This is a genomic window from Pseudomonas sp. VEM90, from assembly GCF_054611535.1.
Genome location: NZ_JBTRAR010000009.1, coordinates 1 through 11896, shown reverse-complemented (window position 1 = coordinate 11896; position 11896 = coordinate 1). Strand labels below are relative to the sequence as shown.

Below are 11896 nucleotides of genomic sequence, written 5' to 3'. Positions count from 1 at the left end.
GCCCCACCCCCCTTCGCGTCACGTGTTATTCGGTTTCCAGATCGATATCGATACCGAGCGAACGGATCTCTTTGATCAACACGTTGAAGGACTCGGGCATGCCCGGCTCCATACGGTGATCGCCATCCACGATGTTCTTGTACATCTTGGTACGGCCGTTCACGTCGTCCGACTTCACTGTGAGCATTTCTTGCAGGGTGTATGCCGCGCCGTATGCTTCCAGCGCCCACACTTCCATCTCCCCGAAACGCTGACCACCGAACTGCGCCTTACCACCCAGCGGCTGCTGGGTAACCAGGCTGTAGGAACCAGTGGAACGCGCGTGCATCTTGTCGTCCACCAAGTGGTTCAGCTTGAGCATGTACATGTAACCAACGGTCACAGGACGCTCGAACTTGTTGCCGGTACGGCCGTCGAACAGCACCATCTGGCCGCTCTCTGGCAGGTCGGCCAGCTTCAGCATGGCCTTGATCTCGCGCTCCTTGGCACCATCGAAGACCGGGGTAGCCATCGGCACGCCTTTCTTCAGGTTGTTAGCCAGGGCCAGGATCTCTTCGTCGGTGAATTCGTCGAGGTTTTCCTGACGACCGCCGATCTCGTTGTAGACCTCGGTCAGGAACACGCGCAGCTCAGCGGCTTTACGCTGCTCTTCGAGCATGCGGTCGATCTTCTCGCCCAGGCCCTTGGCCGCGAGGCCCAGGTGGGTTTCAAGGATCTGACCAACGTTCATACGCGAAGGTACACCCAGCGGGTTCAGTACGACGTCAACCGGCGTACCGTTGGCATCGTGCGGCATGTCTTCAACCGGCATGATGACCGAGACAACACCCTTGTTACCGTGACGACCGGCCATCTTGTCACCCGGCTGGATGCGGCGGCGGATTGCCAGGTAAACCTTGACGATCTTCAGTACGCCCGGTGCCAGGTCATCGCCCTGCTGCAGCTTGCGCTTCTTGTCTTCGAACTTGTCGTCCAGCAGACGGCGACGGTCGACGATGTACTGCTGAGCCTTTTCCAACTGCTCGTTCAGTGCATCTTCAGCCATGCGCAGTTTGAACCACTGGCCGTGCTCCAGACCGTCCAGCACTTCGTCAGTGATCACAGTGCCTTTCTTCAGGCCTGCACCACCGTCAACCACCTGGCCGTTCAGAGCCGAACGCAGACGCTCGAAGGTTGCACCTTCGACAATGCGGAACTCTTCGTTGAGGTCCTTGCGAATCTCGTCGAGCTGCATCTTCTCGATGGCCAGTGCGCGGCTATCGCGCTCCACGCCATCACGGGTGAAGACCTGTACGTCGATGACAGTACCCTTGGTGCCGGTTGGCACACGCAGGGAGGTGTCCTTAACGTCGCTGGCCTTCTCACCGAAGATTGCGCGCAGAAGTTTTTCTTCCGGAGTCAGCTGGGTTTCGCCTTTTGGCGTGACCTTGCCGACCAGGATGTCGCCAGCGCCAACTTCAGCACCTACGTAAACGATACCGGCTTCGTCCAGCTTGTTCAGTGCAGCTTCACCCACGTTCGGGATGTCCGCAGTGATTTCCTCTGGGCCAAGCTTGGTGTCACGCGCCACACAGGTCAGTTCCTGAATGTGGATGGTGGTGAAGCGATCTTCCTGAACAACACGTTCGGACAGGCAGATGGAGTCTTCGAAGTTGAAGCCGTTCCACGCCATGAACGCGATGCGCATGTTCTGACCCAGAGCCAGCTCACCCATGTCGGTGGACGGGCCGTCGGCCATGATGTCACCACGCTGAACCTTGTCACCTTTGCTCACCAGCGGACGCTGGTTGATGCAGGTGTTCTGGTTCGAACGGGTGTACTTGGTCAGGTTGTAGATATCCACACCCGCTTCGCCGGTTTCCACTTCGTCGTCGGCAACGCGAACAACGATACGGCTGGCGTCGACCGAGTCGATCACACCACCGCGGCGAGCAACCACGCAGACACCGGAGTCACGGGCAACGTTGCGCTCCATGCCGGTACCTACCAGCGGCTTGTCGGCACGCAGGGTCGGTACAGCCTGACGCTGCATGTTCGAACCCATCAATGCACGGTTGGCGTCGTCGTGCTCAAGGAACGGAATCAGCGACGCTGCAACGGAAACAACCTGCTTCGGCGAAACGTCCATCAGGGTGACGTCTTCCGGCGCCTTGACGGTGAATTCGTTCAGGTGACGAACTGCTACCAGCTCATCGATCAGTTGCTTCTTGTCGTTCATCGCGGCCGAAGCCTGTGCGATGACGTGATCCGCCTCTTCGATTGCCGACAGGAACACGATGTCGTCGCTGACAACGCCTTCCTTCACAACACGGTACGGGCTTTCCAGGAAGCCGTACTGGTTGGTGCGGGCGTAGGCCGCCAGGGAGTTGATCAGACCGATGTTCGGACCTTCAGGCGTCTCGATCGGGCACACACGGCCATAGTGGGTCGGGTGTACGTCACGGACTTCGAAGCCGGCACGCTCACGAGTCAGACCGCCAGGGCCGAGTGCGGAGACGCGGCGCTTGTGGGTAATCTCCGAGAGAGGGTTGTTCTGGTCCATGAACTGGGACAGCTGGCTGGAACCGAAGAACTCTTTCACCGCCGCCGCTACCGGCTTGGCGTTGATCAGGTCTTGCGGCATCAGGCCTTCGCTTTCCGCCATCGACAGGCGTTCCTTGACCGCGCGCTCGACACGCACAAGGCCAACACGGAACTGGTTCTCGGCCATCTCGCCGACGCAACGTACGCGACGGTTACCCAGGTGGTCGATGTCGTCGACGATGCCTTTGCCGTTACGGATATCGACCAGGGTCTTCAGAACCTCGACGATGTCTTCCTTGCTCAGCACGCCCGAACCCTCGATCTCGGTACGACCGATACGACGGTTGAACTTCATGCGGCCTACGGCGGACAGATCGTAACGCTCGGCGCTGAAGAACAGGTTGTTGAACAGGGTCTCGGCTGCATCCTTGGTTGGCGGCTCGCCTGGACGCATCATGCGGTAGATTTCGACCAGAGCTTCCAGTTGGTTGCTGGTGGTATCGATCTTCAGGGTGTCAGAGATGAACGGACCGCAATCGATGTCGTTGGTGTACAGGGTCTCGATACGGACAACCTGCGCCTTGGCGACCTTGATCAACAGCTCGGTGGTCATCTCGGTGTTGCATTCGGCGAGAATCTCGCCGGTAGCCGGATGCACGATTGCCTTGGCGGTAGTGCGGCCCAGGACGTACTCCATTGGAACGTCCAGTTGCTTGACGCCGGCCTTCTCGAGCTGGTTGATGTGGCGCGCGGTAATACGGCGGCCTTGCTCGACGATGACTTTGCCGGTTTCGTCATGGATGTCCATGACTGCAACTTCACCACGCAGACGCTGCGGCACCAGTTCCAGGCTGAGTTTTTCGCCGGAAATGTGGAACACGCTGGTGGTGTAGAAGGTGTTCAGCACTTCTTCAGTGCTGTAACCCAGGGCGCGCAGCAGCACCGAGGCCGGCAGTTTGCGGCGACGGTCGATACGCACGAACACGCAGTCCTTCGGATCGAACTCGAAGTCCAGCCAGGAACCGCGGTAAGGGATGATGCGAGCGGAGTACAGCAGCTTGCCCGAGCTGTGGGTCTTGCCACGATCGTGGTCGAAGAACACACCAGGCGAACGGTGCAGCTGGGAAACGATCACACGCTCGGTACCGTTGATAACGAAGGTACCGTTCTCAGTCATCAGGGGGATTTCACCCATGTAGACTTCTTGCTCTTTGATGTCCTTGATCGCTTTGTTCGACGATTCCTTGTCGAAGATGATCAGGCGCACCTTGACCCGCAGTGGGACCGCGAAGGTCACGCCACGCAGGACACATTCCTTCACATCGAAGGCGGGTTCGCCCAGGCGATAGCCTACGTACTCCAGGGCAGCATTGCCGGAGTAGCTGATGATCGGGAATACCGATTTGAAGGCCGCGTGCAGGCCGACGTCGCGGAAGTGATCCTTGGATGCTCCCGCTTGCAGGAATTCGCGATACGAATCCAGCTGGATGGCCAGGAGGTAAGGCACATCCATGACGTCCGGCAACTTGCTAAAGTCCTTGCGGATACGTTTTTTCTCAGTGTATGAGTAAGCCATCAGCGTTCCCCAGCTTGGTCACCTGCTTGTTTGGCTTCTCCCGGCGGGAGCAGCCAGAAAATCGTGCAAACCCCTTGGTTTGCGCCACCCACATGGGTGTCTTGCAGCTCGTTATCGGGACCGGCCTGACCGGCCACCAATAACGGAAAAAGGCCGGTGGCATAAGCCACCAGCCATCAGCCTTTCGCTCAACGCTCAGGCTGGCATCGCAAGGTCGAGATTACTTCAGCTCGACTTTAGCGCCTGCTTCTTCCAGCTTCTTCTTAGCGTCTTCAGCGGCTTCTTTCGAAACGCCTTCAGCTACAACCTGAGGAGCGCCATCGACTTTCTCTTTGGCTTCTTTCAGGCCCAGACCGGTCAGCTCGCGAACAGCTTTAATCACGTTCACTTTCTTGTCGCCGGCTTCAACCAGAACAACGTTGAACTCGGTCTGCTCTTCAACAACGGCAGCAGCAGCAGCTGGGCCAGCAGCGGCAACAGCAGCGGTAACGCCGAAGGTTTCTTCCATTGCTTTGATCAGCTCAACAACTTCCAGAACGGTTTTCTGGCCGATTGCTTCGATGATTTGTTCGTTAGTCAGAGACATGACTTAAATCCTGTATTGGGGTGACAGCCTACGCAGCCATCAAATTAAACGTATGATTTTGAAAGAATTCGCGCGCCTTAGGCAGCGGTAGCTTCTTTCTGGTCGCGAATGGCTGCCAGAGTACGAGCCAGCTTGCTGGTAGCGCCTTGAATAACGCTCATCAGTTTTGCGATAGCTTCGTCGCGGGTCGGCAGGGTAGCCAACACGTCGATCTGGTTCGCTGCAATGAAATTGCCGTCAAACGCAGCTGCCTTGATCTCGAACTTGTCCTGACCCTTGGCGAACTCTTTGAACAGACGAGCAGCAGCGCCCGGGTGTTCGTTGGAGAAAGCAATCAGGGTCGGGCCTTTGAACGCGTCGTTGAGGATCGAGAATTCGGTGCCTTCAACAGCGCGCTTGAGCAGGGTATTACGCACTACACGCACGTATACACCAGCTTCGCGGGCCTCTTTACGGAGTCCGGTCATTGCGCTTACAGTCACACCACGGGCATCAGCCACGACAGCGGACAGAGCGACTTTGGCAGCCTCGTTGACTTCAGCGACGATGGCCTTCTTGTCTTCGAGTTTAATTGCCACGGGTTTACTCCTGGTTTTTACCGTTTCATCTGGCCGAAGCCGGATGTCGTTTTGGTGTCTGATTCGGTAACGAATCGGGAGCACCATCTGCGTGGGCTGATATTTTAAGGCTTGCGCCGCCTACGGTCTTGGATAGCCCCCGCCAGGCAGGGACCCCAATTTTTGCTGGCGGCGCGACTGGTCGCGCCGCCATGTTCTTACACGTTCAGCGAGCTCTGATCGATGACCAGACCTGGGCCCATGGTGGTGCTCAGGGTAACGCGCTTAACGTAGATACCTTTCGAAGAGGCCGGCTTGATACGCTTCAGGTCAGCGATCAGGGCTTCAACGTTTTCCTTCAGCTTGTCAGCTTCAAAGCCGATCTTGCCAACGGAGGTGTGGATAATACCGTTTTTGTCGGTACGGTAGCGAACCTGACCAGCCTTGGCGTTTTTCACGGCAGTGGCTACGTCTGGGGTCACGGTACCAACTTTCGGGTTAGGCATCAGGCCGCGAGGACCCAGAACCTGACCCAGTTGACCTACAACGCGCATGGCATCAGGGGATGCGATAACGACGTCATAGTTCAGGTCGCCGCCTTTCATTTCGGCAGCCAGATCGTCCATACCTACGCGATCAGCGCCGGCAGCCAGAGCAGCTTCAGCAGCTGGACCCTGGGTAAAGACAGCAACGCGAACGGTCTTGCCAGTGCCGTGTGGCAGCACGGTAGCGCTACGAACGACCTGGTCGGATTTACGCGGATCAACACCGAGGTTAACGGCGATGTCGTAGGACTCGACGAACTTGGCAGCAGGCAGCGAGGCCAGCAGAGTTGCCGCTTCTTCGAAGTTGTAGGCCTTGCCTGCTTCGATTTTCTCGGCGATTGCCTTTTGGCGTTTGGTCAGCTTAGCCATTACACACCCTCCACGTTCAGGCCCATGCTGCGGGCAGAGCCAGCGATGGTGCGTACAGCAGCGTCCAGGTCAGCGGCAGTCAGATCAGCCTGTTTAGCTTTGGCGATGTCTTCCAGCTGAGCACGGGTAACGGTACCGACTTTAACGGTGTTCGGGCGAGCCGAACCACTGGTCAGGCCAGCAGCTTTCTTCAGCAGAACCGAGGCAGGGGTGCTCTTGGTCTCGAAGGTGAAGCTACGGTCGCTGTAGACAGTGATGATCACTGGAGTCGGCAGGCCGGCTTCTTGACCCTGGGTACGGGCGTTGAAGGCCTTGCAGAATTCCATGATGTTCACACCATGTTGACCCAGAGCTGGACCAACGGGTGGGCTTGGGTTGGCCTGGCCGGCCTTAACTTGCAGCTTGATGTAAGCCTGAATCTTCTTAGCCATGAGCTACTCCAAAATCGGGTACGAACGCCTGATGGCTCCCCGGATGACTTGCGTTTTATCCCAGTGACGACAAAACCCCGCAGCACACAGGGCTGCGGGGTATGGGATGCTTCGTCCGCCTAGACCTTCTCGACCTGGCTGAACTCGAGCTCCACCGGAGTAGAGCGACCGAAAATGAGCACCGCAACCTGCAGGCGGCTCTTTTCGTAGTTAACCTCTTCGACACTACCATTGAAGTCAGCAAACGGACCATCAATGACTCGAACCACTTCTCCTGGCTCGAAGAGCGTCTTGGGCTTCGGCTTGTCACTGCCGTCGGCAACGCGACGCAGAATAGCCTCAGCCTCTTTATCGGTGATCGGTGCAGGCTTGTCAGCAGTACCACCAATAAAGCCCATCACGCGAGGGGTATCCTTGACCAAGTGCCAAGTCCCTTCGTTCATCTCCATCTGGACCAGTACATAGCCAGGGAAGAACTTGCGCTCACTCTTGCGCTTCTGGCCGTTGCGCATTTCGACGACTTCTTCGGTCGGAACCAAGATCTCGCCGAAACCGTCTTCCATGCCAGCCAGCTTGACGCGCTCGATCAGGGAGCGCATTACATGCTTCTCGTAACCCGAGTAAGCATGCACAACATACCAACGCTTAGCCACGGGACACCTTTAGCCAACGATCAAGGAGACCGCCCAGCCGAGCAGGGAGTCGAGCCCCCACAGCAGCAGTGCCATAACCAGCACGACAGCCACGACAATCAGCGTGGTCTGGGTGGTTTCCTGGCGGGTCGGCCACACGACTTTACGAATCTCGGTACGAGCTTCCTTCGCCAACGCAAAGAACGACTTGCCCTTCGCAGTCTGCAGGGCTACAAAGCCCGCGACAGCAGCCAGAACGAGAAGTACAAGGACGCGATACAGGATTGGAGAGGCGGAGTAATATTGATTACCCACAACACCAACAACCACCAAAGCCACTACAGCCAGCCACTTGAACAGATCAAAACGCGATTCTTGGGCTTCAGTTTTGGGGGTCATCGAGGAGGATCCTGTAAGAAGAAAGCCATCACACCGAGGTGAAATGGCAGGTCAGGAGGGAATCGAACCCCCAACCTACGGTTTTGGAGACCGTCGCTCTGCCAATTGAGCTACTGACCTGTAACGCTGTATCAGGCCGGCCATTATACCGGCCTGATCAAGTAAATCAACTACTTATTCAATAATTTTTGCTACGACACCGGCGCCGACGGTACGACCGCCTTCACGGATAGCGAAGCGCAGACCGTCTTCCATTGCGATGGTCTTGATCAGGGTAACAGTCATCTGAATGTTGTCACCTGGCATTACCATTTCAACGCCTTCCGGCAGTTCGCAGTTACCGGTCACGTCAGTGGTACGGAAGTAGAACTGTGGACGGTAGCCTTTGAAGAACGGAGTGTGACGGCCGCCTTCTTCCTTCGACAGGACGTAGACTTCTGCGGTGAACTTGGTGTGCGGCTTGACCGAACCTGGCTTGACCAGAACCTGACCACGCTCAACGTCGTCACGCTTGGTACCACGCAGCAGAACGCCGCAGTTCTCGCCAGCACGACCTTCGTCCAGCAGCTTGCGGAACATCTCAACACCGGTGCAGGTGGTGGTGGTGGTGTCACGCAGACCAACGATTTCCAGTGGATCCTGAACGCGGACGATACCACGCTCGATACGACCGGTAACAACGGTACCACGACCCGAGATCGAGAACACGTCTTCGATCGGCATCAGGAACGGCTGGTCGATGGCACGAACTGGCTCAGGAATGTAGCTGTCCAGAGTTTCTACCAGCTTCTTGACAGCGGTAGTACCCATTTCGTTGTCGTCTTTGCCTTCCAGCGCCATACGAGCCGAACCGATGATGATCGGGGTGTCGTCGCCTGGGAAGTCATAGGTGGACAGCAGGTCACGAACTTCCATCTCGACCAGTTCCAGCAGCTCAGCGTCGTCTACCAGGTCAGCCTTGTTCAGGAAGACCACGATGTACGGAACGCCTACCTGACGGGACAGCAGGATGTGCTCACGGGTTTGTGGCATCGGACCATCGGCGGCCGAGCAAACCAGGATCGCGCCGTCCATCTGGGCAGCACCGGTGATCATGTTCTTCACGTAGTCAGCGTGACCTGGGCAGTCAACGTGAGCGTAGTGACGAATGGTCGAGTTGTACTCAACGTGAGCGGTGTTGATGGTGATACCGCGCGCTTTTTCTTCCGGAGCCGAGTCGATCTTGTCGAACTCAACGATTGCCGAACCGAAAACTTCGGAGCAAACGCGAGTCAGAGCTGCGGTCAGAGTGGTCTTACCGTGGTCAACGTGGCCGATAGTGCCGACGTTAACGTGGGGAAGGGAACGATCAAACTTTTCCTTAGCCATCGATACAATCCTCCGCAGAAGAAATAGTCTTGCGCTGATAAAACAAAGGCAGATATTTTCATATCTGCCTTGTTTATATGGAGCTCTTGAGCGGACTTGAACCGCTGACCTCACCCTTACCAAGGGTGTGCTCTACCAACTGAGCTACAAGAGCGAAACACTTTGTGCAAAATCCGGCAAACTTGGAGCGGGTAGCGGGAATCGAACCCGCATCATCAGCTTGGAAGGCTGAGGTTCTACCACTAAACTATACCCGCGGAGCTTGCGGCTCTCGCTAAAACTGGTGGAGGGAGAAGGATTCGAACCTTCGAAGCTCTCGCAACGGATTTACAGTCCGTCCCCTTTGACCGCTCGGGAATCCCTCCAGATGTGGCCGGCATTCTATTTGTCTGCCGCCCTAGTGTCAAGCGTTTTTTCAAATTTTTTCAATCAAATCTGAAACTTAGCTGCTTTGACACCGCTTCCAGCTCTACCACCTAAGTGGTGTTCCCTGTGAAGCGGGCGCCATTCTATCAAGCTATTCGCCAGTTGCAATACCCTGGCAGAAAATAATTTTATGTTTTAAGTCTTTGAAATCATTGGAAAGAGCCTGAAGCACCGTTTGGTCCAGCAAACGCTCGCTTTCCGGAGCAACCTTGAGCCAGCGACCATCCACCCCAGGCAACTGCCCTACGACCGGCAAGGTGGCAATATCCAGACTCAGCAGGCGTTGACGCAGCGCATCCAACTGCACCCGCCCCATCACGCCCCCGACTACCAGGCACTCATCACGACGCTTGGGCGGTGCGGACACGCCAGTTTCACGCAACAGACGGATTTCTTGCTGATTCCCCTTGTACAGCGACAACGGGGCGACTTCCTTGACCTTCAGCGGGGCTTCCTGCTGATGCCATACGTAATAAAAGACGTTAAGCACCAGTAACAGCAGAAACAACCAGCGCATAGGCACCTCAATCCAATGGGCAGGCCATTGCCAGGCCAACGAAAACCAGGTCAGGCACGACACGCGCCTGCGGCAAGGCTTCCCTCACCAACGGTGCATCACCGCCAGTGAGGAACACAGTGAAATCCTCACCCCAGAGCACACGAGCCTGCTCGAGCTGGGTGTAGGCAAAACCCCGGAGCATCAATACGCAACCGCGCTCTACCGCTTCGACAGTCGAGCGACCTGGCGACAAACTGGTCAATGCGCGCTCCGCGGAGGCATCGTCGTAGCGGATACGACGGGTGTGCGTACGCAGCTGGCTACGCATCAACGGCATACCCGGGCAGATGTAACCTCCCAGATGCTCGCCGTCCGCGGACACGAAGTCCGCTTTTGCTGCGGTCCCCAGGTCAATCACCAGGCACGCGCCTTTGGCCAGGTGAAACGCACCCAGCGCCGCCAGCCAACGATCCATACCCAGGCGCTGATAGTCGTCATAACCATTTCGCACACCAGCCATTTCACGGACCGGGTGGGCCACTCGCGCCTGCACGGCAAATGCCTGAGCAATCACCGCGCAAAGCGCATCGGTTTCATCTTCGCTACGCACACTCACAATACGGCAACCCGTAAGGTGCACTGACGCGAGCGCAGCCACTTCGGCCACCAGCGCCTGGTCGGAATCGACGATCCCGCCACCTTCAATCACAGCATCGGCGACATGGATCACCCGCCACTTGATGAAGCTGTTACCGCAATCGAGCTCAAGAATCATCACGCAACCTCAAACTGAGCTCACCACCACTGAAGCTCTTTTCCATCCCGTCCACCTCAAGGCGCAAACCACCCTGCCCGTCGACGCCAAGAACCACACCATCAATACGTGTACTACCAGCAATGAGCGAAACATTGCGGCCCTGCCACAAGTGTGCCTGCTCCCACTCCTCCTGGAATGCGGCAAAGCCGTATCGGCGATGGCGCGCCAATTCGTGCTGCAACTGCTGGCTGAGCAGCGCTACCAAGTGATTACGATCTATGGCTGCCCCTACCTCACGCCGCATAGAGGTCCACTGCTGATCGACCCGGTCGTTTACCTGCATGTTTACATTGATACCAATGCCTAGCACTACATGACAGACATCTGCAGGATCGCCCACCAATTCCAGGAGAATCCCGGTGATCTTCTGCCCACGAACCAACACATCGTTAGGCCATTTAAGCCCGACATCCTTTACCCCGAACGCCTGCAAGGTGCGCATTACCGCCAACCCCACTACCAAGCTCAACCCCTCAAGCTGACGCATGCCCCCATCGACACGCAGCACCAGACTGTAATAGAGATTTTCAGCAAATGGGCTGACCCACTGCCGGCCGCGCCGACCGCGCCCAGCACTCTGACGCTCGGCGAGAACCAGGAATGGAGCCGCCTGCCCTTCAGCGGCAAGGCGCAAGCCTTCGGCATTGGTCGAATCGATGGTTTCGTGGATGAATACCGGCCACTGTTCACCCACGGCAAACCCGCCGATTGCCTTCGCCTCGAGCAAAGCCAGTGGCGCGGCCAACTGGTAACCGCGGCCACGAACCTTGTGAATGGTGAGGTTCAGCTCACTTTCCAGATGCTGCAGCTGCTTCCAAACTGCGCTGCGACTCACCCCCAGGGCTGCCCCCAGAGCTTCTCCGGAATGGAACCGACCATCCTTGAGGAGATTCAACAACTTCAGCATGCCAGTCTCGACTTGGAATAAGGCAGGCATGATAGCCATGGGCTGTTGGCTTGCATAGGAAAAGGGCCTGCAGGAGGGGCCGCGCATCGCAATCACAGAGTGAAACACTGCCAGGCCTGGAATTTTCAGCCCCAAAAGACAAAACCCCTACCTGCATGCGCAGATAGGGGTTTTGCGAAATGAATCTTGACGATGACCTACTCTCACATGGGGAAACCCCACACTACCATCGGCGATGCATCGTTTCACTACTGAGTTCGG

At 56.9% G+C, this 11896-nt stretch carries 11 protein-coding genes, 4 tRNA genes and 1 rRNA gene; all 16 read right to left on the bottom strand.

The genetic code is table 11. The annotated features are described in order from the left end of the window. Positions 1–25 precede the first annotated feature (25 nt). The gene (gene rpoB, locus ACYCCG_RS10735; protein WP_176684322.1) at positions 26–4099 is read right to left on the bottom strand and encodes a DNA-directed RNA polymerase subunit beta; all 4074 of its coding nucleotides are present in this window, start codon (positions 4097–4099) and stop codon (positions 26–28) included. A gap of 220 nt (positions 4100–4319) precedes the next feature. Further along, positions 4320–4685, bottom strand: coding sequence for a 50S ribosomal protein L7/L12 (rplL, locus tag ACYCCG_RS10730; RefSeq protein WP_003255496.1), 366 nt, complete (start codon positions 4683–4685; stop codon positions 4320–4322). 77 nt (positions 4686–4762) lie between these two features. Beyond that, the gene (rplJ, locus tag ACYCCG_RS10725; RefSeq protein ID WP_016715872.1) at positions 4763–5263 is read right to left on the bottom strand and encodes a 50S ribosomal protein L10; all 501 of its coding nucleotides are present in this window, start codon (positions 5261–5263) and stop codon (positions 4763–4765) included. A 197-nt stretch (positions 5264–5460) separates the two neighbouring features. Further along, positions 5461–6156 carry a 50S ribosomal protein L1 gene (gene rplA / locus ACYCCG_RS10720; protein WP_003255499.1) on the bottom strand — a complete coding sequence of 232 codons (696 nt, stop codon included), beginning with the start codon at positions 6154–6156 and terminating at the stop codon, positions 5461–5463. Further along, a complete protein-coding gene (gene rplK, locus ACYCCG_RS10715) occupies positions 6156–6587 on the bottom strand; it encodes a 50S ribosomal protein L11 (RefSeq protein ID WP_003255500.1) in 432 nt (143 codons plus the stop codon). The genes rplA and rplK overlap by 1 nt, the downstream gene beginning before the upstream one ends. A 119-nt stretch (positions 6588–6706) precedes the next feature. Continuing rightward, positions 6707–7240, bottom strand: coding sequence for a transcription termination/antitermination protein NusG (gene nusG, locus ACYCCG_RS10710; protein WP_003255501.1), 534 nt, complete (start codon positions 7238–7240; stop codon positions 6707–6709). Between the two features lie 9 nt (positions 7241–7249). Continuing rightward, entirely contained in the window at positions 7250–7618 is a 369-nt protein-coding gene (gene secE / locus ACYCCG_RS10705) for a preprotein translocase subunit SecE (protein ID WP_003255502.1), read from the bottom strand. A 44-nt stretch (positions 7619–7662) separates the two neighbouring features. Then, positions 7663–7738, bottom strand: a tRNA-Trp gene (locus ACYCCG_RS10700). A 54-nt stretch (positions 7739–7792) separates the two neighbouring features. Continuing rightward, positions 7793–8986: an elongation factor Tu gene (gene tuf / locus ACYCCG_RS10695; RefSeq protein WP_003255489.1), complete on the bottom strand. Its 1194-nt coding sequence runs from the start codon at positions 8984–8986 to the stop codon at positions 7793–7795. A 78-nt stretch (positions 8987–9064) separates the two neighbouring features. Next, positions 9065–9140 (bottom strand) — tRNA-Thr (locus ACYCCG_RS10690). A gap of 29 nt (positions 9141–9169) precedes the next feature. Further along, positions 9170–9243: transfer RNA gene (locus ACYCCG_RS10685), tRNA-Gly, on the bottom strand. A gap of 24 nt (positions 9244–9267) precedes the next feature. Continuing rightward, positions 9268–9351: transfer RNA gene (locus ACYCCG_RS10680), tRNA-Tyr, on the bottom strand. A 152-nt stretch (positions 9352–9503) separates the two neighbouring features. Then, on the bottom strand, positions 9504–9929 hold the full coding sequence (locus ACYCCG_RS10675; RefSeq protein ID WP_176684321.1) for a hypothetical protein: 426 nt from the start codon (positions 9927–9929) through the stop codon (positions 9504–9506). A gap of 7 nt (positions 9930–9936) precedes the next feature. Beyond that, the gene (locus tag ACYCCG_RS10670) at positions 9937–10686 is read right to left on the bottom strand and encodes a pantothenate kinase (RefSeq protein WP_176684320.1); all 750 of its coding nucleotides are present in this window, start codon (positions 10684–10686) and stop codon (positions 9937–9939) included. Further along, the gene (gene birA, locus ACYCCG_RS10665) at positions 10676–11635 is read right to left on the bottom strand and encodes a bifunctional biotin--[acetyl-CoA-carboxylase] ligase/biotin operon repressor BirA (protein WP_339444724.1); all 960 of its coding nucleotides are present in this window, start codon (positions 11633–11635) and stop codon (positions 10676–10678) included. Before birA ends, ACYCCG_RS10670 begins: the two co-directional genes overlap by 11 nt. 184 nt (positions 11636–11819) lie before the next feature. Beyond that, positions 11820–11896, bottom strand: a 5S ribosomal RNA gene (rrf, locus tag ACYCCG_RS10660); the annotation flags it as partial.